Origin of the sequence: Hungatella sp. SB206 (genome assembly GCF_051132295.1) — a bacterium.
Taxonomy (GTDB): Bacteria; Bacillota; Clostridia; order Lachnospirales; family Lachnospiraceae; genus Hungatella; species Hungatella effluvii.
The window spans coordinates 6,447,204-6,472,060 of sequence record NZ_CP096603.1; the positions used below are offsets into that span (position 1 = coordinate 6,447,204).

General features: G+C 47.9%; 29 protein-coding genes. 2 read left to right on the forward strand and 27 right to left on the reverse strand.

From position 1 onward, the window contains the following. Nucleotides 1-3: 3 nt before the first annotated feature. The 14 genes from rplE to rpsJ all read right to left on the reverse strand — a co-directional run bounded on the left by rplE (nt 4) and on the right by rpsJ (nt 6,819). On the reverse strand, nt 4-543 hold the full coding sequence (gene rplE / locus M1L66_RS28680; RefSeq protein ID WP_002604692.1) for a 50S ribosomal protein L5: 540 nt from the start codon (nt 541-543) through the stop codon (nt 4-6). Between the two features lie 21 nt (nt 544-564). Beyond that, nucleotides 565-870, reverse strand: a complete 306-nt coding sequence (rplX, locus tag M1L66_RS28685; RefSeq protein WP_187020068.1) for a 50S ribosomal protein L24 — start codon at nt 868-870, stop codon at nt 565-567. 13 nt (nt 871-883) lie between these two features. Further along, nucleotides 884-1,252, reverse strand: coding sequence for a 50S ribosomal protein L14 (gene rplN / locus M1L66_RS28690; protein WP_002604694.1), 369 nt, complete (start codon nt 1,250-1,252; stop codon nt 884-886). 26 nt (nt 1,253-1,278) lie between these two features. Next, nucleotides 1,279-1,533, reverse strand: coding sequence for a 30S ribosomal protein S17 (rpsQ, locus tag M1L66_RS28695; RefSeq protein WP_002604695.1), 255 nt, complete (start codon nt 1,531-1,533; stop codon nt 1,279-1,281). A 65-nt stretch (nt 1,534-1,598) separates the two neighbouring features. Beyond that, the gene (rpmC, locus tag M1L66_RS28700) at nt 1,599-1,805 is read right to left on the reverse strand and encodes a 50S ribosomal protein L29 (protein ID WP_006771873.1); all 207 of its coding nucleotides are present in this window, start codon (nt 1,803-1,805) and stop codon (nt 1,599-1,601) included. After that, nucleotides 1,795-2,232, reverse strand: a complete 438-nt coding sequence (gene rplP, locus M1L66_RS28705) for a 50S ribosomal protein L16 (RefSeq protein WP_006771874.1) — start codon at nt 2,230-2,232, stop codon at nt 1,795-1,797. Before rplP ends, rpmC begins: the two co-directional genes overlap by 11 nt. Continuing rightward, nucleotides 2,232-2,888, reverse strand: coding sequence for a 30S ribosomal protein S3 (gene rpsC / locus M1L66_RS28710; protein WP_055653532.1), 657 nt, complete (start codon nt 2,886-2,888; stop codon nt 2,232-2,234). Before rpsC ends, rplP begins: the two co-directional genes overlap by 1 nt. Before the next feature lie 11 nt (nt 2,889-2,899). Continuing rightward, the gene (rplV, locus tag M1L66_RS28715) at nt 2,900-3,286 is read right to left on the reverse strand and encodes a 50S ribosomal protein L22 (protein WP_002604699.1); all 387 of its coding nucleotides are present in this window, start codon (nt 3,284-3,286) and stop codon (nt 2,900-2,902) included. 31 nt (nt 3,287-3,317) lie between these two features. Then, nucleotides 3,318-3,599 (reverse strand): 30S ribosomal protein S19, encoded by a 282-nt coding sequence (gene rpsS / locus M1L66_RS28720; protein ID WP_002604700.1) that lies wholly within the window; start codon nt 3,597-3,599, stop codon nt 3,318-3,320. 19 nt (nt 3,600-3,618) lie between these two features. Further along, nucleotides 3,619-4,467 carry a 50S ribosomal protein L2 gene (gene rplB / locus M1L66_RS28725; protein ID WP_055653530.1) on the reverse strand — a complete coding sequence of 283 codons (849 nt, stop codon included), beginning with the start codon at nt 4,465-4,467 and terminating at the stop codon, nt 3,619-3,621. A gap of 152 nt (nt 4,468-4,619) precedes the next feature. Beyond that, on the reverse strand, nt 4,620-4,919 hold the full coding sequence (gene rplW, locus M1L66_RS28730; RefSeq protein WP_002604702.1) for a 50S ribosomal protein L23: 300 nt from the start codon (nt 4,917-4,919) through the stop codon (nt 4,620-4,622). After that, nucleotides 4,919-5,539, reverse strand: coding sequence for a 50S ribosomal protein L4 (gene rplD, locus M1L66_RS28735; protein ID WP_187020069.1), 621 nt, complete (start codon nt 5,537-5,539; stop codon nt 4,919-4,921). Before rplD ends, rplW begins: the two co-directional genes overlap by 1 nt. A gap of 29 nt (nt 5,540-5,568) precedes the next feature. Next, nucleotides 5,569-6,204, reverse strand: a complete 636-nt coding sequence (gene rplC, locus M1L66_RS28740; RefSeq protein WP_002604704.1) for a 50S ribosomal protein L3 — start codon at nt 6,202-6,204, stop codon at nt 5,569-5,571. Between the two features lie 297 nt (nt 6,205-6,501). Continuing rightward, nucleotides 6,502-6,819, reverse strand: coding sequence for a 30S ribosomal protein S10 (gene rpsJ / locus M1L66_RS28745; protein ID WP_002604705.1), 318 nt, complete (start codon nt 6,817-6,819; stop codon nt 6,502-6,504). 534 nt (nt 6,820-7,353) lie between these two features. On the opposite strand from rpsJ, the gene M1L66_RS28750 reads away from it, so the two are divergent. Further along, nucleotides 7,354-7,995, forward strand: a complete 642-nt coding sequence (locus tag M1L66_RS28750; protein ID WP_434689014.1) for a Crp/Fnr family transcriptional regulator — start codon at nt 7,354-7,356, stop codon at nt 7,993-7,995. Here the strand turns inward: M1L66_RS28750 and M1L66_RS28755 are convergent. Both M1L66_RS28755 and M1L66_RS28760 read right to left on the reverse strand, forming a co-directional pair. After that, complete coding sequence (locus M1L66_RS28755) at nt 7,972-8,943, reverse strand: nucleoside hydrolase (protein WP_434689016.1); 972 nt, start codon at nt 8,941-8,943, stop codon at nt 7,972-7,974. The genes M1L66_RS28750 and M1L66_RS28755 overlap by 24 nt on opposite strands. Before the next feature lie 164 nt (nt 8,944-9,107). Further along, nucleotides 9,108-10,466: a cell wall-binding protein gene (locus tag M1L66_RS28760; RefSeq protein WP_187020074.1), complete on the reverse strand. Its 1,359-nt coding sequence runs from the start codon at nt 10,464-10,466 to the stop codon at nt 9,108-9,110. Between the two features lie 257 nt (nt 10,467-10,723). Here M1L66_RS28760 and M1L66_RS28765 point away from each other — a divergent pair, with 257 nt between their 5' ends. Then, nucleotides 10,724-11,593, forward strand: coding sequence for a class I SAM-dependent methyltransferase (locus M1L66_RS28765; RefSeq protein ID WP_187020076.1), 870 nt, complete (start codon nt 10,724-10,726; stop codon nt 11,591-11,593). Here M1L66_RS28765 and M1L66_RS28770 read toward each other — a convergent pair. From M1L66_RS28770 to M1L66_RS28820, 11 genes are all read right to left on the reverse strand, one after another. Further along, nucleotides 11,576-12,613, reverse strand: a complete 1,038-nt coding sequence (locus tag M1L66_RS28770) for an acyltransferase family protein (protein ID WP_434689019.1) — start codon at nt 12,611-12,613, stop codon at nt 11,576-11,578. The two genes, M1L66_RS28765 and M1L66_RS28770, sit on opposite strands and share 18 nt — an antisense overlap. A 235-nt stretch (nt 12,614-12,848) precedes the next feature. Next, nucleotides 12,849-13,733 (reverse strand): carbohydrate ABC transporter permease, encoded by an 885-nt coding sequence (locus tag M1L66_RS28775; RefSeq protein ID WP_002604711.1) that lies wholly within the window; start codon nt 13,731-13,733, stop codon nt 12,849-12,851. 14 nt (nt 13,734-13,747) lie between these two features. Continuing rightward, nucleotides 13,748-14,704 carry a carbohydrate ABC transporter permease gene (locus M1L66_RS28780; RefSeq protein WP_002604712.1) on the reverse strand — a complete coding sequence of 319 codons (957 nt, stop codon included), beginning with the start codon at nt 14,702-14,704 and terminating at the stop codon, nt 13,748-13,750. Between the two features lie 97 nt (nt 14,705-14,801). Then, nucleotides 14,802-16,136 carry an ABC transporter substrate-binding protein gene (locus M1L66_RS28785; RefSeq protein WP_434689022.1) on the reverse strand — a complete coding sequence of 445 codons (1,335 nt, stop codon included), beginning with the start codon at nt 16,134-16,136 and terminating at the stop codon, nt 14,802-14,804. Nucleotides 16,137-16,313: 177 nt separating this feature from the next. Beyond that, the gene (locus tag M1L66_RS28790) at nt 16,314-17,168 is read right to left on the reverse strand and encodes a MurR/RpiR family transcriptional regulator (RefSeq protein ID WP_055653517.1); all 855 of its coding nucleotides are present in this window, start codon (nt 17,166-17,168) and stop codon (nt 16,314-16,316) included. Between the two features lie 229 nt (nt 17,169-17,397). Next, nucleotides 17,398-19,029: an FAD-binding protein gene (locus M1L66_RS28795; RefSeq protein ID WP_434689023.1), complete on the reverse strand. Its 1,632-nt coding sequence runs from the start codon at nt 19,027-19,029 to the stop codon at nt 17,398-17,400. Then, nucleotides 19,001-20,053: an ABC transporter ATP-binding protein gene (locus M1L66_RS28800; RefSeq protein ID WP_029467286.1), complete on the reverse strand. Its 1,053-nt coding sequence runs from the start codon at nt 20,051-20,053 to the stop codon at nt 19,001-19,003. Before M1L66_RS28800 ends, M1L66_RS28795 begins: the two co-directional genes overlap by 29 nt. Next, nucleotides 20,043-21,062 carry an ABC transporter ATP-binding protein gene (locus M1L66_RS28805; protein WP_002604717.1) on the reverse strand — a complete coding sequence of 340 codons (1,020 nt, stop codon included), beginning with the start codon at nt 21,060-21,062 and terminating at the stop codon, nt 20,043-20,045. Before M1L66_RS28805 ends, M1L66_RS28800 begins: the two co-directional genes overlap by 11 nt. A 10-nt stretch (nt 21,063-21,072) precedes the next feature. Beyond that, the gene (locus M1L66_RS28810) at nt 21,073-22,002 is read right to left on the reverse strand and encodes an ABC transporter permease (protein WP_002604718.1); all 930 of its coding nucleotides are present in this window, start codon (nt 22,000-22,002) and stop codon (nt 21,073-21,075) included. Nucleotides 22,003-22,014: 12 nt separating this feature from the next. Further along, on the reverse strand, nt 22,015-22,977 hold the full coding sequence (locus M1L66_RS28815; protein ID WP_025530777.1) for an ABC transporter permease: 963 nt from the start codon (nt 22,975-22,977) through the stop codon (nt 22,015-22,017). A gap of 69 nt (nt 22,978-23,046) precedes the next feature. After that, nucleotides 23,047-24,753, reverse strand: a complete 1,707-nt coding sequence (locus M1L66_RS28820) for an ABC transporter substrate-binding protein (RefSeq protein WP_187020085.1) — start codon at nt 24,751-24,753, stop codon at nt 23,047-23,049. Nucleotides 24,754-24,857: the final 104 nt, after the last annotated feature.

Genomic DNA, 24,857 nt, shown 5'->3' on the forward strand with positions numbered 1-24,857 from the left:
CTGTTATTTTGCAAATGGCATATTGAATAATGTCAAAAGTTCACGGGCTTCTTCATCGGTCTTAGCGGTAGTAACGAAAATAATGTCCATACCTCTTACCTTGTCAACTTTATCGTACTCAATTTCAGGGAAAATAAGCTGTTCCTTGATACCAAGGGCATAGTTTCCTCTGCCGTCAAAAGCGTTAGGATTAACACCCCTGAAGTCACGTACACGAGGTAATGCAAGGTTGATCAGACGATCTGCAAACTCATACATTCTCTCACCGCGTAATGTAACCTTACAGCCGATTGGCATGCCTTCTCTGAGCTTGAAGTTAGCAATAGATTTCTTTGCCTTAGTTAAAACTGCCTTCTGTCCGGAGATGATTTCTAAGTCTCTGACTGCAGAGTCTAAAACCTTGGCATTTTCCTTTGCTTCGCCAACACCCATGTTGATGACGATCTTATCTAACTTCGGCACTTCCATGATATTCTTATAACCGAATTTCTTAATCATAGCTTCTACGATTTCGCTCTGATATGTTTCTTTTAATCTAGCCAATTTTTATTCCTCCTCTCCGAATTAGTCAATCGCTTTTCCGGTTGTTTTGGCAACACGGACTTTTTTGCCGTCTTTTACTTCGAAGCCGACTCTGGTTGCTTTTCCGTCTACAACAAGCATTACGTTGGAGATATCAAGCGCAGCTTCTTTCTGAACAATACCACCCTGTGGGCTTCCTGGGCCTGGCTTTACATGCTTTGTAATCATGTTGCAGCCTTCCACCAGAACTTTGTTGTTCTTTGTATCTACATGAAGAACTTTGCCCTGTTTATCTCTATCTTTTCCTGCGATAACCTTTACCAGGTCATCTCTCTTAATTTTATGCACAGTCGACACCTCCCTATAATACTTCTGGAGCTAAAGAAACAATCTTCATGAACTGTTTCTCTCTTAATTCTCTTGCAACCGGTCCAAAGATACGAGTTCCTCTCGGAGTCTTGTCATCTTTGATTATTACTGCAGCGTTCTCATCGAACCTGATATAAGAACCGTCTTTGCGGCGGGCACCTTTTACAGTACGCACAACAACGGCCTTTACTACGTCACCTTTCTTTACAACACCGCCTGGTGTTGCATCCTTAACGGTAGCGACGATAATATCACCAATATTAGCATATCTTCTTGTAGAGCCGCCCATAACACGGATACACAGTAATTCTTTCGCACCGGTATTGTCGGCAACCTTTAACCTGGTCTCCTGCTGAATCATGCCTGTTACTCCTTCCTGGAAATAATTTATTTCGCTTTCTCGATAATCTCAACAAGTCTCCATCTCTTGTCCTTGGACAGCGGTCTTGTTTCCATTACTTTTACTGTATCGCCCATGTTGCATTCGTTGTTTTCGTCATGAGCTTTTAATTTATACGTTCTCTTTACGATCTTGCCGTATAAAGGATGTTTTACATGGTCTACGATAGCCACAACAATAGTCTTATCCATCTTATTGCTGACTACCTTGCCCGTACGGGTTTTTCTTAAATTTCTTTCCACGCTACGTTACTCCTTTCAATGTTACACACGGTCGTGTGTGTCATACTGAGATGAAAAATATCTGCTTAAGCCAGTTTAGCCTTTTCTGTCATAACAGTCTGGATTCTGGCAATGTTCTTACGAACTTCCTTGATTCTGCTGGTGTTATCCAGCTGATTCGTTGCGTTCTGGAATCTTAAGTTGAAGAGTTCCTTCTTCGCAGCTACTAATTCTTCGTTCAGTTCTGTGACTGATTTTGCCTTTAATTCTTCTACATATTTATTAATTTTCACTGTTATCACCGCCTTCTAAATCCGCTTTAGCAGCAATCTTACATCTGCATGGTAACTTGTGCATAGCAAGACGTAAAGCTTCACGAGCTGTTTCTTCAGGTACTCCAGCGATTTCAAATAATACACGGCCTGGCTTAACTACTGCTACCCAGTATTCCAGAGCGCCCTTACCGGAACCCATACGGGTTTCTGCTGGCTTTGCTGTTACAGGTTTATCCGGGAAAATCTTGATCCAGACTTTACCACCACGCTTGATGTAACGGGTCATGGCAACACGGGCTGCCTCAATCTGGTTCGATTTGATCCAACATGGCTCTAAAGCGACTAAACCGTATTCACCATTGCTGATTGTATTGCCTCTTAAAGCCTTACCAGCCATGGAACCACGGAACTGTTTACGACGTTTAACTCTCTTAGGCATTAACATTATTTATCGCTCCCTTCCCTATTTCCTTTAGTTGGAAGTATCTCGCCTTTGTAGATCCATACCTTAACGCCAACTTTGCCGTAGGTAGTATCTGCTTCAGCGAAACCATAGTCAATATCTGCTCTTAATGTCTGTAACGGAATGGTTCCCTCGCTGTAGAACTCTGTACGAGCCATATCAGCGCCGCCAAGACGTCCTGCAACTGCAGTCTTGATACCCTTAACGCCAGCCTTCATGGAACGGCCCATGGTGGACTTCATAGCACGACGGAAGGAAACACGGTTTTCTAACTGCTGTGCGATGGATTCAGCTACTAACTGAGCGTCTTTGTCAGGTCTCTTAACTTCTTTGATGTCAACAAATAATTTCTTATCTGTCATCTTCTGAACTTCTGCTTTTAACTTCTCAATTTCAGAACCACCCTTACCGATAACGACACCCGGTTTTGCAGTGTGGATAATAATTTTAACACGGTCAGACGCTCTTTCAATCTCGATATCAGATACGCCGGCACTGTATAATCTCTTCTTCAGGTATGTTCTGATCTTGTAGTCTTCTACTAAATTGTCTGCAAAGTCAGCTTCTGCATACCACTTGGAATCCCAGTCTTTAATAACACCGACTCTTAAGCCGTGTGGATTAACTTTCTGTCCCATTATTTGCCTCCTTATCTTTCATTAAGCACGATGGTGATGTGGCTCATTCTCTTCTCGATTCTATAAGCGCGGCCCTGTGCCCTCGGTTTTACTCTCTTCATTGTCGGTCCTTTGTTTGCGTAGCATTCTTCTACGTAAAGTTTGGACGGATCCATACCGTTGTTATTCTCAGCATTCGCAATCGCTGATTTTAATAACTTTTCTATTAAAGTAGAAGCATATCTGGGATTGTAAGTTACAATACCAAGTGCTGCCTGTGCATCTTTGCCTCTGATGGCGTCTAATACGAAGCATGCCTTCTGAACAGAAACTCTGGCATAAGATAACTTTGCTGACGGTCTTGTGTCCTTCTGAGCATTTCTTTCTCTCTTAATTTGGGTTCTATGTCCCTTAGCCATTGGTGAAGCCTCCTTTCAACTAATCAATCTATTACTTACGTCCGGATTTCTTCTCGTCTTTTCCATGACCTCTGTAGGTTCTGGTTGCAACGAATTCACCGAGTTTATGTCCAACCATATCTTCTGTAACATATACCGGAACGTGCTTTCTTCCATCATGAACTGCAATTGTGTGTCCAACCATCTGTGGGAAGATGGTAGAACGACGGGACCAGGTCTTAATTACCTGATGCTGTCCTGCTGTGTTCATAGCATCAATTTTTTTCAGTAAAGACGCATCCGCGAATGGTCCTTTTTTCAGTGAGCGAGCCATAGGTTCTAACCTCCTTCAATTATTTAATGGTCTTTCCATCTCTTCTTCTAACGATTAACTTGTTAGACTGCTTGTTTTTCTTTCTGGTCTTTAAACCAAGAGCAGGTTTGCCCCATGGTGTACACGGACCTGGACGGCCAATACCGGTCTTTCCTTCACCACCACCGTGTGGATGGTCGTTCGGGTTCATGACGGAACCACGTACAGTAGGTCTGAAGCCCATATGGCGCTTTCTACCAGCTTTACCAATGTTGATAAGGGAGTGATCTCCGTTGCCTACAACGCCGATTGTAGCTCTGCAGTTGATCGGAACCATTCTCATCTCGCCTGAAGGTAATCTTAAGGTTGCATATTTGCCTTCTTTAGCCATTAACTGAGCAGAGTTTCCAGCGGAACGAACCAGCTGACCGCCCTTGCCCGGATAAAGTTCGATGTTGTGTACCTGTGTACCAACCGGGATCTGGCCTAATGGTAAACAGTTACCAATTCTTGCCTCTGCATTCTCGCCGCTCATGATCTTCATACCGTCTGTCAAACCAGCCGGTGCGAGGATATAAGACTTTGTACCATCTGCGTAGCAGATTAAAGCGATGTTAGCAGTTCTGTTCGGATCGTACTCGATGCCGATGACTGTTGCCGGAATACCATCTTTGGAGTTTCTCTTGAAATCGATGATTCTATATTTTCTCTTAGCACCGCCGCCGCGATGTCTAACAGTGATCTTACCCTGATTGTTACGACCAGCCTGCTTGTTCATTGTAGCGCTGATTAAGGACTTCTCTGGAGTTGTCTTTGTAATCTCGCTGAAATCAGAACCAGTCATATGTCTTCTGGAAGGGGTATATGGGTTATACTTTTTGATTCCCATGTTGTAACTCTCCTTTCTTGCTAAAAGCACTTATACATGAGCCTTTGTTATCATGGCCCGCAAATGCTTCAACGCCGCCTGGCGTTTCATTTTATCGTGATATAATGTTCATCACATAGTATAGGACCAATACTGCCGTAACGGCGAATATCCTACAGTCCTTCGAAGATTTCGATATCCTTGCTGTCAGCAGTAAGCTGAACGATCGCTTTCTTCGTCTTAGCTGTCTTACCGAAGGTCATTCCTCTTCTCTTGGTCTTTCCTTCTAAGTTCATGGTGTTCACGCTGGCAACCTTGGTTCCCGGGAACATCTTCTCGACAGCTTCTTTGATCATGGCCTTGTTTGCATCCGGATGAACAGTGAAAGTATATTTCTTGGACGCCATAGCGTTCATGCTCTTCTCGGTTACGATCGGCTTCTGGATTACGTCAAAATATTTAATATCTGCCATTATGCGTACACCTCCTCGATTGCTGCAACAGCAGTCTTGGTAGCAACAACTGTGTTATACTTTAAGATATCGTATACATTGATCGTGTTAACAAAAGCAGTCTTAACAGCCGGAATATTCCTTGCGGACTTCACTGCGTTTGCGCTGTCTTCGCCAACAACAACAAGTGCTCTGGATACCTTTAAATTATTCAATACGTTCTGGAACTTCTTTGTCTTGATTTCGTCAAACTTTAACTCGTCAACAACGATGAACTTGTTCTCGTTCACTCTGCTTGTAAGGGCAGACTTAAGCGCAAGCTTTCTTTCCTTCTTGTTCAGTTTGATCGTGTAATCTCTTGGTGTTGGAGCAAATACAACTCCGCCGCCTGTCCACTGTGGAGATCTTGTTGAACCCTGTCTTGCATGACCGGTTCCTTTCTGCTTCCACGGTTTTCTTCCGCCGCCGGATACTTCAGAGCGAGTTTTCGCTTTCTGTGTGCCCTGGCGCTTATTAGCAAGCTGGCTGACAACTGCTAAGTGTACAAGGTGCTCGTTTACATTCACACCAAACACAGCATCGCTTAACTCTAATGTGCCAACTTCATTACCTTCCATATTGTAAACAGATACGTTTGCCATCTGTGTGTTCCTCCTTTCTTATAAAAGCATTAAACTGCTGCTTTTACTGTTTCCTTGATTGTTACTAAGGACTTCTTCGGTCCTGGTACAGCGCCCTTAACCAGAATTAAGTTGTTCTCTGCGTCGATCTTAACGATCTCGAGATTCTGGATTGTTACGCGCTTGTTACCCATCTGTCCAGGCATCTTCTTGCCTTTGAATACCTTGCTCGGGTCAGAACAGGAACCGTTGGAACCTGCATGACGATGGAATTTGGAACCGTGAGCCATAGGTCCTCTGGACTGTCCGTGTCTCTTAATAGCACCCTGGAAACCTTTACCTTTGGAGATTGCGGTTGCATCGATCTTATCGCCTGCAGCGAAGATGTCTGCTTTGATTTCGTCCTTAACGGAATACTCGGAAGCATTCTCGAACTTGAACTCTCTTACGTATCTCTTGTAAGATACACCGGCCTTATCAAAATGGCCCTTAAGTGGCTTGCTTACAAGTTTTGCTCTCTTGTCAACAAAACCAACCTGTACTGCATTGTAACCGTCGTTCTCAGCGGTCTTAACCTGTGTTACTACACACGGGCCGGCTAAAAGAACTGTTACTGGAGTTAATACTCCGTCCTCATTGAAGATCTGTGTCATTCCGACTTTGGTAGCTAATATACCCTTCTTCATGTTTTTACCTCCTGTTTGTTAATTCTACAGCGGATTGCCGGGATTAAAGATCCCTTCTGCAATCATCCTAGAACAGTCCAATATAAGTGGAACACTATGACTCCATCTCAGGCCTTCTCTGCTGCTTTCAAAGCGGCCTTTCCGGAGATGTTGATTCCTTTGGAGGAACTGGTAACTCTCCTCACTTTCGTTTGGAGGAATGTGAGAGTTCCCCTCACCGAGGTTCGGCGGAATGGTGTGTTGCTTCTATATCTAAACCCTTCAGGATATTACCTTAATTGATGCGATGAAGAAAAATTATTTGTTCTTCATCTTGATATCAATGTATACACCGGCCGGCATTTCCAGTCTGGATAATGCGTCCACAGTCTTCTGACTTGGTGTAATGATATCGATGAGTCTCTTGTGCGTTCTCTGCTCGAACTGCTCTCTGGAATCTTTGTACTTGTGAACTGCACGTAAGATAGTTACCACTTCTTTCTTCGTTGGTAACGGCACCGGTCCGCTCACCTGTGATCCTGTTTTTTTCACAGTGTCGATGATTTTGCTTGCAGACTGATCAACTAACTGATGATCGTACGCCTTTAATGTGATTCTCATTACTTGACTTGCCATAAAAAAAGTCGCCTCCTTTTCGCACTTAGTAGAAGTACGACAAGCGGTGACTGTACACGTTCCCGTGTGTGTCCTCCAGGACCCCACACTGATTTTCCGTTTTTTTGAAACAGAATTCTTTAATTGTACAGTGACTTGTCGCCAGTTTCCTAACTTGACATTCGCTCCACGGAAAACCTGCCTCTTGGGCAGCAACCTCACGCTTCACAGCTATCATGCCACAGCCTTTACAGGATAGCACACTTTTTTTTACATTGCAAGCATTTTTTTCTTTATTTCTTAATTTTTTTTATTCGATGGCTGATCTGCCGCTTTTGAGGGGTTTTACAGTGTTTCTTCCTATTAGTAGTAGCCATTTTATAATCGTTCTGAGGAAACAGTGAAGAATACGAAAGCGAAATCTCCGGATAACACAAAAAGCAGTCTCCCCGGCTGCTTCAAATAGTAGTATAATAATAACAGAATGCTGGTATTCGATGAAACAACAGTTAAAATTAGTATAACCCCATTACCCCTGAAAGGAAAAGAACTGACATGTACGATCTGCTAAGCCATCTCCCTAAGACCTTATCGTTCATCACACGCAATTTTAAAAAATCAGAAACAATCCTGGATCCTTATCAAACCAGTGGCTGCCTCTATATCCTGGTGTCAGGAAAAGCAGCTGTATACAATCTCGGGATCGATGGTGAAGAACTGAATATCTACGAGTACTGCGGTGCAGACTGTTTTGGTGAGATAGAACTGCTCTGCGGCAGGCGTTATCCCCTGATGGTAAGGGCCACGACAGACTGCACCGTATATCTCGTAGCGAAACGTGATTTTCTACAGTGGCTGAAGGAAGATCCCGATTTTTCGTTCTTCCTTTTAAAACGCATGAGTGAGAAACTGCTGGATAACTCCGACCACATGACCAGGCTGTCTTTACTGACTATGCGGGAACGGTACCTTCTTTCAATCTATAACCATCATAATGCATGTGACCTGGATTCTCTGAGCAAAGCCCGTATTGCAGAAGAAATCTGTGCCCCTATCCGCAGCTTAAACCGACTGGTAGCAGAGAACAGAGAACTGGTCAGCTACGACGCTTCCGGCTTTCAGATCGTCAATGAAGAGCAGATACACGATGTCTGTGAAGGTTTGCAGAACATGCTACTGCTGCACAAAAGATCTTAACTGTCTGCCTTCCAAAGCCTGTAACAGACGCCTCTTATATAATGCTGCGTCCACTTTACGGACCACCTCTGCATTATCCGGCGGAACCTCATGCTGTACAGAAAGGAAGTCATATCTGTCATAGAATATAACCTGACCATAGGTGACCTCATCTGCGGTGCAGCAATAGGCATGCACACTCACCCGCTCTAACGCAATATCATCCCATAGCGCCACTGCCATTGCCACCGCATCCGGCAGATCCACCATATACTCACCGGTCCGCTTCAGATTATACTGAAGGAGGGTGCGGTTACAGTCTGCCGCAAACTTTCCCAGCCTATTCAGTGATGCCAGTTTTTCCAAATCTTCTTTATGAAGGGCTGACTCTCCGATACACTGGTCAAAGCCGATAATCGTAAGCGGAATTCCTGCTCCCAGGAGTACCCGGAAGCTGTCGGCATCTACATAGACATTAAAGCTTGCCACAGGCGTTGTATTTCCTGGTCCAAAGCCCGATGTCCCCATCGTATAAATGTGCTTTACTCCTTTCATCGCCTCGCGATCCTGTAAAATAGCCAATGCCAGATTTGTCATCGGTCCCAGCGTTACAATTTCAATCTCGCCTGGATATTGACGCACAGTGTTCAGGATATAATTGACCGCATGTGTTTTCTCGGCTGCCCTGGTGGGATGGATTAAGTCACAGTCTCCCATTCCGTCATCTCCGTGTACACGCACGGCCGTTACCAGATCACGAAACAGCGGACGGTCTGCCCCCGGATAAACCGGGACTTCTTTGTTACAGAGTTCAACCGTCATCAGCGCATTCTTAGTTGCCAGCATCTGCGGGACATTGCCGCAGACCGTGGTAATCCCCAGCACCTCGACCGACTCCTCCAACAGCGCCAGCATCAGGGCCACTGCATCATCACTTCCCGTATCAGTATCAATAATTAATTTTCTCATATTATTTCTCTCCTTTTCTTTTTCCTCATTGTAATTCACTACAGAGGCGTAAGAAAGGTCATTTGACCCGGAGAAGCGATTATTAAAAACAGGTATAATAAAAACAGGATCAGAACCATCCCTTCGGCTCCAATCCTGCTTCCCTGTCATTCTTCTAAAATTTTTTATTCTTTCCAAACCGGTTCAATCGGATCCCGGTAGCTTCCGGAGGCGTCTTCGTCATCCACCTTCGTAAGGGATCCGCTGCTGCTCGTCTTGTACTTCACACCGTCTGCGTTCTTGACAGTCGTGTTCTTAGCCACCTTGCCCGATGCGTTCACCACATAGGTCGTGTAGCTGTTTCCGGCCGGGATGGTAATCGGCTCATATCTGACGCCGTCCTCCGCCCGCTGCAGCTTGCCCATGTAATAGAGGTATCCGTCTTTAACGCCGGTATAGCCGCGGCCGCTGTCGCTGAAGTAATACGTCTCTTCATCGCCGTCACCCTCGGTAACCTTGATCTTTCCCTTCTGCATGGTACTCGTCTTCTTGTCACCAAAATAATAGGAGGTATACTCCGAAGTACTTCCAATCCGAACCTTCTGAAGACCATAGACCGGATTCCCTCTGTCATTGAACAGATACGTCTTTCCGTTGATCTTTGTTAAGTTCTGTGTTGTGGCCTCTCCTTCCTTCGGTCCCGCCTTTGGCGTTCCGTTGCTGGAAAAATAAAACCATTCTACATCACCTTCGTATCCGCTTAAATCCTCCGGCGGTTCGATCGAATACCAGCCGGTCCTTAACTTCCCGCTGGAATCGTAATACTTATAATTCTGAATGTCATAATCTGCGTTATCAACGCCGACATTCTTCCAGCCCGTCTGAAGCGCGCCGTCCGAATCGAAGCAGTATGCTACGCCGTCAATCTTATAAGTACCGTAGTCTCCGCTGGTTTCCTTCGGCATATACTTTTTGCCGCTGTCGCTGAAGTAATACCAGTGCTTTCCGTCGTCATCCTCGTCTCCAGGAGACACACGGTCCGGATCGTAATCACTGTCCGGCGGAAACAGCTTCTGCCAGCCTGTCCTCATTACTCCATCCGTACCACAGTAGTACATGTTATCCAGAACCCATCCGGTCTGCATCTCACCGTTAGAATCAAAATAATACCATTTATTATTAATCTTGGACCAGTTGTCCATAATCGCTTTTCCGCTGCTTCCGAAGTAATACCACTTATACTCGGAGCTGCCGGACTCCTGAAACTTCATCCACTTATCCGTTACCAGAATCCCGTTAGAATCCATATAATAAGTATTATCTACCCATGTATTGACGGCCATCTCGCCATTGCCGTTCAAATATCTCCATAAGTTGTCCGCGCCTTTTTTCCACACATTGGTCACTTTATATCCGTTGGAATCATAGTATGACCAGGTGTTTCCGGACTGCGCCCACCCTTCAGCTGCCCATGCGCTCATGGTGGCAGTTCCTAAAGCCAGTACCGCAGCAACCGCCAGCACAACGAAACCTTTTTTCTTCATATTGTCACTCCTTACAGGATTCTCCTTTTTACTCTATTCATTGTAGCAATTTATCTGAAATTATTCAACTGTTATTATCTTTCAATTCTATTACAATTTTTAAGTAAATTATGGATAATGCACAGCTCCGTAACTATGTAAAAAAACGTCTGCCCTTCAGAACTCTGTTCCCTTGACGCTTTTCCCTTTATCCAGTATAATCATAGAATCATACAACGCATTATACGGTAAATACAGAAAGGTCAGGGATAAGTGGCATGTGGATTGCAGACGGTTGGAAGGATTATGAAGTGATAGACTGTTCAGAGGGAGAAAAACTGGAGCGTTGGGGTAACTACACGCTGGTTCGCCCGGACCCGCAGGTCATCTGGTCTACCCCAAAGACGGAGAAAGGCTGGAAACACAGGAACGGACATTACCACCGCAGCGCTAAGGGAGGCGGAGAATGGGAATTCTTCGATCTGCCTCAGCAGTGGAGTATTCAATATAAGGAGCTGACATTTCAGCTGAAGCCCTTCAGTTTCAAACATACCGGACTGTTTCCGGAGCAGGCGGCCAACTGGGACTGGTTCGGCAGTAAGATCCGGGAGGCAGGACGGCCAGTCAGAGTCTTAAACCTGTTTGCCTACACGGGCGGCGCCACACTGGCAGCCGCAGCCGCCGGCGCCTCGGTCACCCATGTGGACGCCTCCAAGGGCATGGTGGGCTGGGCCAGGGAAAACGCCAGGTCCTCCGGACTCGAATCGGCGCCTATCCGCTGGATCGTGGACGACTGTGTCAAGTTCGTGGAGCGGGAAATCCGGCGCGGTAATCACTATGACGGAATCATTATGGATCCGCCATCCTATGGCCGCGGTCCTAAAGGGGAGATCTGGAAGATCGAGGAATCCATTCATCCGCTGGTCAGGCTCTGTGCCCAGCTTCTCTCGGATGATCCGCTCTTCTATCTCATCAACTCCTACACCACGGGACTGGCTCCCGCCGTCTTAACCTATATGCTGTCCATCGAGGTGGCCAGCAAACACGGCGGCTTCGTTCAGTCGGAGGAGGTGGGTCTTCCGGTTACCAGGACAGGCCTTGTACTTCCGTGCGGAGCCTCAGGCCGGTGGTCATCGACCCCCGTTTAACAGCCTCCATACGGCAGGCGCAAAGCGCCGGATCAGACGGCTTGCCAGCCAGCTGATGACAACGGCGAACAGAGGCATAAGAAAGAACAGAAGAAAAGCAAGAACTGGTACAGGCGGGAGCAGCAATGCTCCCGTTTTGTTGATCAGACGGACAAGTGCAAAGTGAACCGCATACAAAAAAAAGTTATTCTTCATGAAATCTCTGGCTTCGAAAAGCCTTTCCTCCGGCACCATGAGCCACAGGCCAACCGGGACCAGAAGCCGGTAGACCACCGTAACAGACGCAGTCTCCCCCAGGCTGCTGCCAGGCAGATCCGTCCGCAGGGAGATGCAGCCGGCCGCCAGAAGCACCAAACCCGCAATCAGGCGTTTCCGTGACCAGACGCCTTCCACCACCGCTTTTTTGTGTACCGCCGCGAAGGCCGCAAAGGAATAGTAAAACAGCGCGTCCAGGTTCAGAAACGGCAGATTGATTCCCAGATAGACCCCTGTCAGCAGGATCGCCAGAAACACGATTCCGGGCCAGATCCGTTTTACCGCGAGATAGATGAGAGGAGCCAGGAGAATGAGGAGAATCAACTGGTAGAGATACCAGAACACATAATTATAGGTATAATTCAGAATCGCATCAACCGTTTCCAAAAGGCCAAACGGAATCTTTCCCTTACCGATCACATCAGAAATGTAGGGAAGCCTGCTTCCGATCACATAGCCCAAATAGTACAGACTGTTCCACACGATATACGGAACCAGAACGCTTCTGATACGGGAGTTCCATTTGCGCATTAAAATCTCCGGTTTATATCCGCGGAAAAAGAGATAAGAAGAAATCATAAAGAAGCCGGGAACCGCGATCTGAGCGATTTTGTCGCCGAAAAAGCGCTCCAGCCGCACCAGGGAGGCCGCCGCCCCGGTATTTCCCAGGAACAGTACGGCGTTATAGGAGTGGACCCAGATAACCAGCACGCTGAACAGGAAGGTAAACCAGTATATTTTATTTCTGAATGTTTTCTCTGCCATGGAAACCGCACCTCCCTCTCCGTCCTGATACTTATTTTATTCTATCACACCCGGAAAAGAACAGGCAATATATTTAGCATAATCCTCACAGCAAACCTCCAGACAGTTACTGTTTCCTCCCAGCCCAAAGCTCTGCCGTCTGGTTTGACTCTGCTGCCAAAAAAAGAAGAGGCGGCCGAATTCATTCCGGTCAGCCTCTTCTTATTATATGAAGAAGTTTTATTTCAATCCACACTCAGCCTTTTACCGCCCCCATCGTAATTCCCTGCGTAAAGTATCTCTGGAAGCAGAGGAACACAATGATAATCGGAACGGAGGCCAGAGCCGCACCTGCCATAATTAATCCGAAATCGTTGGACATTTCGCTCAGCTTACTGGCAATACCTAAAGCAATGGTCTTAGATTCATTCTGAGTCAGCATAACCAACTGCAGCGGATATTCATTCCAGGAGTTAATGAATGTGAAGATCGCCAGCGCACCAAAACCAGGTTTGATGATTGGAAATGCCACATTCACAAAGGTTGTCAGCTCTCCTGCCCCGTCAATCCGGCAGGCTTCCAGAAGAGAGGTCGGAATATTCTCAGAGAACTGCTTCATCATGAATACACCGAATGGCCATCCGACAACCGGGAAGATTACTGCAAACATGGAGCCCCATACAGATTTCAAAAATCCCATAGCTGACATCTGTCTCATCAAAGGAATCAGAATAACCTGCTTCGGGAGTGCCATGGCACATACGAACAGACCGAAGATCAGGCTCTTGCCCCAGAAACGTTTCTTCGCCAGTGCGTATCCTGCCAGAGAAGAGGTAATACAGGTAAGTCCCATCGCCACTACGGAGATGAACACACTGTTAAACAGCCAGCGGATTGCCATCGGCATGCCTATGCCGAAAAGCTTCGTCCCGCTCTTAAAGAGCCGGCTGTAGTTATCCCATGTAATCGTTGTAGGAAACCACTTTACCATTTCACCGGACTTTATAATAATGTCGCTCTTCTCCTTCACGGAACCGGTGATAATCCAGTACAGAGGAAAGAGAAAGAACACGGCCATAGCCGCCAGGAGGATAAGTGTAATCACATAATACGGACTTATTGCTTTCTTTTTATTTCCCATATCTTTCGCCCCTCCTATTCTGATGTTCCACCATTCATAACCTTAAACTGCAAGGCACTGAACAGCGCAATTACAATTGCCAGAACCACCCCCATGGCGTTGGCATAACCAAACTCCTTGGTGGTCTTAAATGCGATCTCATACAGCAGATACATAACCGTACTGGTGCTGTAATTCGGACCGCCGGAGGTCAGAAGCTGGATCAGTGCAAAACACTGGAAGCTGTTGATGGTGGTAATAACCGCCACATACAGTGTCGTCGGCATGATAGACGGCCACTTAATATTCCAGAACACCTGGAAATTATTGGCTCCATCCACCTTGGCAGCCTCCTCCATAGAGGCATCCACATTACCCAGTGCAGCTACATAAAGAACGATCGGCTGGCCGATGGAGGTCGTAAACAGGATCAGGATAATACACCACAGGGCCATGGACTCACCGGAAGTCCAGGGAAGCGGCTGACCGCCAAAGCTCCTGATGATATAGTTAAAAAGGCCGTCATACTTATCGAACATCCATTTCCATACTACAACGACTGCGACGGAACCGGTAACTACCGGAAGATAGAATACACAGCGGAAAAAGGAACGGATACCGGAACGCATCTTATAGATGGCTGTTCCGACCCACAGGGAGAATGCGGTTACAACAGGAACCGATACCACCACGATAATAACGGTATTCACCGCCGATTTTAAGAAAATTTTATCCTGAAAAAGCCGTATGTAATTGGCAAATCCTACGGCAGTTCCCTTCGGATCTGAAAAACTGGCATTGGTAAAGCTGGTGATAACCCCTGACGCCATAGGGAAAATAACAAAGCCTACAAAGAAAATCAGCGCCGGAAGCAGGAACATATATGAAACAAATGTCTCTCTACGCTGAAGCACCTTACTTCGTGCAGGCATTTTTTCTTTTTTGTTTTTTGGACGCCCGGGTTTCTGTGTGGAAACAGTTGTATTTGCCATGTGTTTTACACTCCCTCCCTAAAGATTGGCTTCCTCCCTCTGCACCCGGCAGAAGAAGGAAGCCATGTAAATGTTGCTGTTCATAAATTAGTGTTTATTAGTTGCTGTTTGCACTCGCGTTGAACTCGTCAGCAGCGGCCTGTGGGTCGGTACCGTTGAATACCTGCTGAAGCATATTGAACCACAGCGGACGCATGGCTGCAAAGCCTGCACGTGTATTGTAGTATGGGCCATAGTACTGGCTCCAGGAAGCCAGCATCGCTTTGTGCTCATCTCCAGGATACAGATCGCCAAAGGAAGTACGTACCGGGAATGCATTGGTCTTAACAACACTCTTCGGACCCCATTCTGCATCATCACAGATAAATTTCACAAACTTTTTCGATGCCTCAGCGCGTGCTTCATCTTTGTTGTCAAAGATAGCGAAGCCATTAACCAGATACTCTAAGGAAGGTTTGCCGCTCTCTGATGGGAATGGAACGGAAAGCTGTGTAAAGTCATCTGATGCATATGTAATTTCACTGGAAGTACCAAAGCAGAATGTCATCGCTGCAGTCTCCTGCTGGAACTTCTGAAGCTCATCTGCTGCTGCCATGTCAAAGCCTGCATCGATTGCCTTGCTGTCATACATGCTCTTTAACAGAGTGAGAGCTTTTACGCCATTTTCGCTGATATTCCATTTGCCGTCATCGCCGACGATGGAAGCGCCATATAAGTTATTTACAAGAGCGCGGGTACCCTGATCGCCGCCCTGTCCTCCGCAGTATACAATGCCGGGAACCTGTGTGGGAGCTGCGTCACGAAGCGCTTCACACATCTTTACGAAGTTCTCAGTCGTCCATGTACGGTCGCCTTCCAGGTTTACATACTGGAGTGCATCTGCCTTTTCCAGAGCCTCTTTGTTCAGACCCATATAGAATGGAGAGGAGGAAATCGGATACATCCAGGCGGTACCGTCTGCGCCTACGCAGGTCTCAATCAGAGACTGGCTGGTTAAATCGCTCTTCAGTTCGTCTAACATATCATCTAAAGGAACCAGATAGCCGGCTTCTCCAAACTCAATGATACGGCCTGGTGCATCGAAGAGAATGTCAGGTGCTGTACCGGAGGTCAGAGCTGCTGTCAGCTTATCCGGGCCGGACGTAAAGTCGATGTACTCTACCTTAACGTTAATGTCAGGATTTTTCGCAGTAAATGCATCAACGACTTCCTGCTCGTATCCAGTGTCTACGCCGAATGTCGGGAATGCCCACCATACGATATCCGTGGTGCCGTCTGCTGCGGTTGTTTCCGGTGCCTTGCTTGCATCTGTTGCCGCCGCTGTCGTCGTCTCTGGAGCTGCCGTTGTCTCTGCCGGTTTGTTTCCACCACATCCTGCCAGCGTACCAACTACCATAGCCGCTGCCAAACCAAGAGATAAAATTTTCTTCATTACTACTCCTCCTTATAATAAGTCAATTTAACGCCAAAGGCATTTGGTCAATCTGTATACTTTTTGCAATTAAGCGCCTTTCTCGTTTATGAATTTATTATATATCGGAATTTTCTTTTTGTCAATCTGAAATAAAAAAATTTTTCTTTTTTTCTTTTTTTTAGGAATAATCTTTGGTCAGTAAAGTTTTTCAATGACAGACGAAGAGGTCTTTTCGTTATTTTTGCTGCATTTTTCGAAATATCGACGATAGTATTCCGTATACATTAAATCAATCAGGAACAGCTGGCTGATCTCCGCCGAAGTAGAACCTCCCTGAAGCGGTCCTTCATTGGCTCCGCACAGCAGCGTCACATCGGAAAATGATGTCAACGGCGATTTGACGAATCTGGTCACGCAGATCACCGTCGCCCCGGCACGTTTTGCCAGTTCCGCCACATGGATGGTGTCCTTTGTGGCTCCTGAATAGGAAAAGACCACCGCCACCTCATTGGCTCTCATCATGGAGGCTACCATGGCCTGCATGTGAGAATCCTGAACACAGTACACCTTCGGTTCGATGCGCAGAAACTTGTTGGCCGCCTTCATGGCCGTAAGCATACTGGCACCCACTCCATAGAAGCAGATCCTGTCCGCATCATGAAGGTATCTGATCACCTTATCGAAGTTCTCCTCATTCAACAGTGAAAAGGTCTCCTTCAGCGCATTTACATTTGTGTTCAGCACCTTCTGAGCCATCTCCGAGAAGCTGTCCTCCTGGCTGATGTCGCCATCCAGCTGACCAAGCCCCGATTTCCCATCGTGAAGGCTTAAGGACAGCATCATCTTAAACTCCTGATATCCCTTCAAATTCATGGTCTTACAAAAGCGGAATACACTCGTATCTCCAACCTCACATACCTCCGCCAGATCCGTAATCGACATAAAAAGCACTTCTCTCGGATTCTGCAGGATATAATCGGCCACCTTCTTTTCCGCCTTCGTAAATTGATTGTACTCTGCTCTGATTTTTGTTAAAAAGTCTCCTTGCATGTTTAATCCCCCTTTATGTTTCCAACGGCCATCCTACGACGAAGCCCATGCATGATGCACGGATCACCGTAATAAGAAAAGGCACGCCGGAAACGGCACCGCATCATGCCGTTTCCGTCGCGCCTACGCCGCCTCTGCTACTAGAATATACCAGGGAACAGTCGTTTGTCAATTAATAAAAAAAAGTTTTTTTATTATATAATTTTAAATTTTCTTTTTAACTGACAAATTATTCCCAGCCGGTTCTCACCCCATCATCCCACACCGATAAAATCCTTTTGGAAAGATTTTCTTTTTTCTCCGGATAATCCCAGCGATAATGGGAACCACGGCTTTCCTTTCGCAGCAGAATCGCCTTCATCAGACACTCAGATAAATACAGCGCTGCGGTAAGACGGCAGGATACCGCAAGTCCCGCCGTGCCGTCTCCCGTTTCCAGGTATCCCGCTTCACATCTGCACAGCTCCCTGATCCGTTCCAATCGGTTTAATGCAAGCTCTGCCCGCGCGCCATTGCGAATCACCATGGCGCATTCGAAATTCATTTCCTGAATCTGTTTTAAATAGGAAGCGGCATTAGGAATGACAGAGAGCAGTACCTCCGCCCATTCCTCCTCCGATCCGGAGATGCTGCTGCTCCAGCCGGCCGCGGCTTTCCCCGCGATCTCTCCGAACACCAGGCCATTGGCCGTCGATAAGCCGCCCAGCCGGTCCGCCCCATGCATTCCTCCCGTCGCCTCCCCGCAGGCATACAGGCCGGGAACTCCCGTACTTCCGTCCGGTCCGATCCTGATTCCCCCGTTGGACGCGTGGGCAAAAATCCCCAGCTGGATGGGATCGTCGATCGTCAAATGCTTCTCTTCTTTCAGCCATTCAAAGTAGGTCCTGATGAATTCCGGCTGATTTTCCCTTAAGGATTCCCGGTATGTCACCGTGACACCCTTGGGATTCCTCAAAAATTCCGTGAACAGCCTGATATCTACCGGCGCGGACGGAAGTCTGGTGGTAAACGGACCGTGGGTGGAACGCACCTCCATCCGCTCTTCCAAATCCGCCTTCCGCCAGTCCTCAAAGATGGAACGCCCCGTCTCCTGGCGGCAGAAATTGCTGTATTTGAACACCTTTTCGTTATAGATCGTCTTCGGTGCCGGAGACAGATACCCTGGCATCATCTGCATGAACTCGATATTTACCAGCTTCGCACCGGCACGGAGCGCCAGATACTGGCCGCATCCGGTGACGTCATCCGTGTTCAGACGGTACTGGAACAGTCCGCCCAGGCCTCCGGAAGCCACAACCAGACTTTTGCAGGAAAACGCGGTCAGTCCTCCATTCTCCGTCAAGGCCGCCGCGCCGCTTACCCGTCCGTCCGTCATGATAAACTGTAAGATCCGGGTGGACGGAAAGCATCTGACCCCCAGTTCCTCTAACCGGGCCAGGAACACCTCCCGGGCGCTGTCTTTTACAATACCGTGCCAGTCTCTGTTCTTATAATCAAAACAGGGGATGAACTCCTTCTCCCCTTTGTTTTCAGCTTCCTTCAGCTGGATTCCAAATGCCTTTAACCGGTCCGTCCCCCTGCGGATATGGCTGACCAGGACGGAGACCAGCTCCGGGTCTGCCATGCCTTCACCGACCTTTAAAATCACGGACTTTAGGTCTTCCTCATCCGCTTCACTCTCGGGTCCCACGAGCCCCAGGCCCCATGTCCCCGGATAAAAACTGGAGCCGGAGCAGATGCGCGTACCGCTTACGATACAGACATCTGCCCCCGCTTCGGCGGCTGAGATCGCAGCCATAATGCCCGCGATCCCGGCCCCCATGACAAGCACATCACATTTTATTTCGTTTTTCAGCCGCATGTTTGATATTTTCCTCTGCAAAATGGCAGGCGACGTAGTGTTCACGCCCGTCAATGTCATATTTCTTAAGTTCCGGCCTCTGGTTCTTACAGATTTCCTGACACTGGCTGCATCTTCCGTGGAAATGGCAGCCGCTGGGCGGATTCATCGGGGAAGGCACATCGCCCTCCAGAATGATCCTCTTTTTCTTATGATGAATATCCGCAACCGGAATCGCGGAGAGAAGGGCCTGGGTGTATGGATGAACGGTATTGCGGTACAGCTCATCCGCCTCAGCCAGCTCCACGATTCTGCCAAGATACATGACTGCGATTCTGTCGCTGATATACTCCACCACGCTCAAATCGTGGGTGATGAAAATATAGGTCAGATTGCGCTCTTCCTTCAGTTTCTTTAACAGGTTTAATACCTGAGCCTGTATGGATACGTCGAGCGCGCTGACCGCCTCGTCACAGATCACAAGCTCAGGGTTGATGCACAGCGCCCTGGCGATGCCGATACGCTGTCTCTGGCCGCCGGAGAACTCATGGGGATAACGGTCCATGTATTCCCGCCGCATATTTACGGCTTCCAGCAGATCGCCGATGATCTTCCTTCTCTCCTCTTTCGTCTTGATGCCGAATTTCTTCAGCGGATCGGACAGGGACTGGTAGATCGTAAAGGACGGGTTTAAGGAAGACTGAGGATCCTGAAAAACGATCTGAATCTTCTTTCTGGCCTCATCCATCTCCTTACTGGTCAGCTTCTCCAGATTGCGGGGGCCGTTCTCAAATTCGTAGACCATCTCTCCTTCGGTCGGCTTATAGAGCTGAAGGATGGTTTTGCCCAGCGTCGTCTTTCCGCATCCGGACTCTCCTACCAGCCCCAGGGTCTCCCCTTTATAGATGGTCAAATCAATATCGTTGACGGCCTGGACGTAGCTCTGGGTCTTTCCCATGAAGCCGCCCTTGACCGGAAAATACGTTTTTAAGCCTTTGATTGTAAGCAGCGCTTCTTTATTCTTATCATGATTCTTATCTGCCATCGTTTGTCACCTCCTGATACCGTGCACATCGTACCATGTGAGTTCCGCCAAGCTGTACCTCTTCAGGCATGCATTTGTCGCATTCCGGGCAGGCGTAGTCGCACCGCGGCGCGAACTGGCATCCGGGCGGCCTGTTGTACGGATCCGGCGTGGAACCCTTGATCGGGTTGATGTCCTGTTCGGCGCCCCTTCCCAGAACAGGGATGGACTTTAACAGCGCTCTCGTGTACGGATGCGTGGGGTGATCCAGCACCTCCTCCGCAGAGCCGCTTTCGATGATATTGCCCATGTACATGACGGCGACATCGTCGGCCAGCTCGCAGACAACTCCCATGTCGTGGGTAATCAGCATGATAGCTGTGTTGTAATTCTTCTTTAAATGATCCATCAGTTCGAAAATCTGGGCCTGTATGGTCACATCGAGAGCCGTAGTCGGTTCATCGGCGATCAGGACCTTCGGATTACAGCTCATGGCCATGGCGATCATGGCACGCTGTCTCATACCGCCGGAGAATTCGTGGGGATACTGGTCGATTCTCTTCTGAGGATTGGGGATTCCCATGTCGGTCAGAAGCTTTAAGGCGGTTTCCCTGGCCTCCTTCTTGGATACGTTCTTGTTATGGGAGCGGATCATCTCCTCAATCTGCCATCCGATCGTGTAGACCGGGTTCAGCGCCGTCATGGGATCCTGGAAAATCATGGCGATATCCTTGCCGCGGATATCCCTCATCTCTTTTCCGTTTCTTTCCAGTTCGTGGATCTTAATATCACCGCGCTTGTCTCCGCTGTGATAGATGATTTCCCCTTCCTCGATCCTGGAAAGCTTGGGAAGCAGCTGCATGATGGAAGTAGCCGTCACGCTCTTGCCGCAGCCCGACTCTCCTACGATACAGAGTGTCTTGCCGCTTTTAATATCCATGGAAACGCCGTTGATCGCCCTGTTGCAGCGCTCATTTGTATAGAAATACGTCTTTAAATTTTTAACGGAAATTACTGCATTATCGCTCATATCCTGCCTCCTAGCCCTGCTGTGTCGGATCTGTGGTATCTCTGATGCCGTCGCCCATGAAGTTGATGCTCATGACGAATAAGGAAACCACAATACCGGTTGGGAGCCACATCCACCAGTTATTCTGAAGCGTGAACATATCCTGAGCCGCATTTAAAATATTGCCCCAGGTCGGGACCTCCAGCGGAACGCCCAGGCCTAAGAAGCTTAAGGAAGCCTCCTCCAGGATAAACATGGCTGTACTCAGTGTAACATTGACAATAATCGGGCTTAACGCATTCGGTAAAATATGCTTATAGCAGATGATAAACGGATTGAGTCCGAACACCTTTAAGGACTGTACGTATTCCTCTTCTCTTATGGAGAGCACCTGGGATCTGGCCATACGGAAACAGGACCCCCATCCGCAGATGATAAAGATAATCACGATATTTTTCGCGCTCTGTCCCATGATCGCAACCAGCATCATAACGAGAATCAGCTGTGGAATGGACATGAACACCTCGGAGATCCGGACCATAAGGCTGTCGAACCAGCCGCCGCGGTATCCGCTGTAGCATCCTAAGAGTACGCCGATAAATGCACAGCCCAGGGCGCTTCCGAATCCGATCGCGATGGACATGCGGCCGCCGTACAGGACTCGCGCAAATACATCCCGGCCGATCTTATCCGTCCCAAACCAGTGCTCGCCTGACGGCGGCTTCAGAATAGATTTCATATCCACGGCCTTCGGCGAATAGCCGGTTAAAAGCGGTGCGAAGATACAGGCCAGAAGAATGATCAGGAAAATTACGCCGCCCACGATGGCAAGACGGTTGTTCAAAAGCTTTCGCAACGCCCGGTTGCCGGACTTCTTGTTCTTCAGTTCTCCGGATTCCTCCATCTGTCGGATCTGGTCAAACTTCCGGTTTAAATGCAGCTGTTTTGATTTTATACTCATCTTCCGTCCCTCCTATCGTTCCAGCTTAATACGCGGGTCTAACGCGGCAGTCAGGATGTCGACCAGAGTACTGGCAAACAGTGTCATGAAGACGAATAACAGCGCCAGCATCATGACCAGATTGTAGTTCTGCGAACGAACCGCCGTATTGAATGCACTTCCGATTCCAGGCCACTGGAATACGGTCTCGATAACTACGGAACCTGCGATCAGGGTCGGAAGGCGGAAGCCCACCAGGACGATAACAGGCGTCAGCGATACACGGAAGCCGTGTACTAAATTCACTCTGAATTCAGAGAGCCCTTTGCTGCGGGCCGTCTTTATGTAGTCCTTGTTCATGGTATCCAGCATGCTGCTTCGGGCGTAACGCATGACACCTGCCGTCATGGAGATTCCCAGAACGAGAGCCGGCATGACGAGGTACTTGATTCGCCCTGCAAAATTGACCACGGTCGGATCCGTCCGGCCGCCAACCGGCAGCCATCCTAAATTTAATGCGAAGATTAAGATTGCACAGACACCGAAGAAGAACTGAGGGATGGATACGCCGATCATACCGGCTACGGTCAGAACGTTGTCGCCGATGGTTCCCTTGTAGATTGCGCCGAGAACACCGAGAACACTTCCTAATACGGTGGAGATGCAGAGTGCCGCCACGGCCAGTTCAAGAGTGGCCGGAAGCCGTTCCGCCATAATCTGGATTACAGGCACACCGCTGGAAGAACTGTAGCCAAAGTCTCCGGTCAGCAGGCGGCCCAGCCATTTAAAATAGCGAACAAAAAAAGGATCATCAAGTCCATACTGTGCGCGCAGCGCCGCTACCTGCTCGGCGGTCAGTCTCGCAAGCGCCTCCGGGTCCATCAGGTACGAAACGGGATCGCCTGGTGTCAAATCCAGAAGCCAGTAAATGATAAACGTAATGATCAACAGCATGGGAATCATACCAAGAATTTTTTTAATTGTGTATTTTGCCATTTTATCACCTTTCTTAAAAGTTAAGGGACTGTACATGATATACAATCCCTTAACAGCACCTCCTAAGTGTTACTTGATTTCCCAGTTCTGAATATCCCAGTTATAGTTAAACTGCGGGTTGCCAAGCTTTGCACCCTTTACAATCTTGTCGCTCTGAAGCAGGAAGATTGGCTGATAGTAAAGCGGAAGCTCGAATAATGTCTCATTCTCGTACTTCTGTAATTCGAAGAATGCCTTTCTCTGTACCTCTGCATCTACGGAAGCGTTGGTGGCTGCGATGAGTTCGTCTAACTTCGGATCGCTCGGTGTATGAGAGTTGATGGAATAACCGGTCTGATATCTGTCATAGTACTCATGTAAGGATAACGCTGCATTGGCTGCGTAGCACATATCCCAGTCTACTGCGCTCGGTCCGTTGACCGGATCTTCCGGAGCTTTCCAGAGAATGGTTGCCAGATCGCCTTCTACCAGTCTTGCGTTCATCTTAATACCTACTTCTGCAAGGTACTGCTGAATGATAGCCATAAGATCCTGTGTCATCTGATCGGTATAGTAATAAACAACATCAAGCTCTGTATTCGGATCCCAGTTTGCTTCCTTTAACAGTTCTTTTGCTTTTTCCGGATTGTAGTCGTAATTGTTCAGTCCGTCTGCCTTGTCCGCTCCATCTGGTGTCAGGCTGTTTGCAGGAAGTGCTGCTCCCTCGAAAACGCCGTCTAAGATGGATTTCATGTCAAGTGCATAAGCGATGGCCTGGCGTACTTTCTCGTCTGCCAAAGGCGCCTTTTTGCCGTCCTTTTTGTCAAACTTGTTTAAATACAGAAGACGGGTATAACGCACGTTTACAGTGTCGATGGTAAGTCCAGGTGTTCCCTCCAGCGCCTTGACATCGGCAATGTTCTTGGTGTAAGCGTAATCCAGCTTGCCTGCCTTCGCATTCGTTACGAAGTTCGCATCGCTGTCGCCTGCACTCGGATTTAGGTGAATAGTGAAGTTCGCGGTTCCGCCGTAGTACTTGTCAAACGGCTTCAATGTGGTGTAGTTATTCATCTGAACTTCATCTACCATGAATGGGCCGGAACCGATCGGGCTCTGGAAATACTTGGCCTGCTGTAAGGAGATCGGATCTGTATCCGCCAAATACTTCTTAGGCAGAGGAGCAAACTGCGTAAATGTCAGCAGTGCATCCGGTGCGACTTTCTCAAAGGTCAGTGTAATCTTGCTGCCGTCCACGGCAATTCCTTCGATGTGCTCGGCGCTGCCGTCCTCATAGGCAGCCGCACCCTTTAATGCTTCAAATGTGGAACGGAATACGGAGTTTAACACCGTTGTCTTAAGCGCATACTCGATACTCCACTGAATATCGTCTGCTGTAATCGCTTCGCCGTCGTGCCAGAAAATATTATCTCTTAACTCAAAGGTCAGTGTCATTCCATCGTCGGACATCTCGTAAGATTTAGCCAGATCGCCTTCACCGGTTACCGGCGCCAGGTTCTCATCGGCAAAGATCAGATGTGCGTACAGGGTTTTGTTATATGTGTATGTACCAGGATTGAGCCACGGTGTCTCGAAGAACTCAGTAGGGCCGCCGTTGCTGTAGAGAACACCCGATTCCCCCGCTGCTGCCGGCTCTGCCGGTGCGGCTGTCGTATCTGCCTGTCCCCCCGCGGTGGCAGCTGTAGTGGAACTCGTTGGGTTACCGGATCCACAGCCTGCCAGCAAAGATGCCGTCATCGCCGCAGCCAGTCCTAAAGAAAAGATTTTTTTCAATTTCATGCAATACTTCCTCCTTTTTAAAATAAAAAGGCGCAATGGATCATTTGTCCTTCATCCGTCACGCCCTTGTTGTTGATAAACACATTATATTACCGAAAATTTAT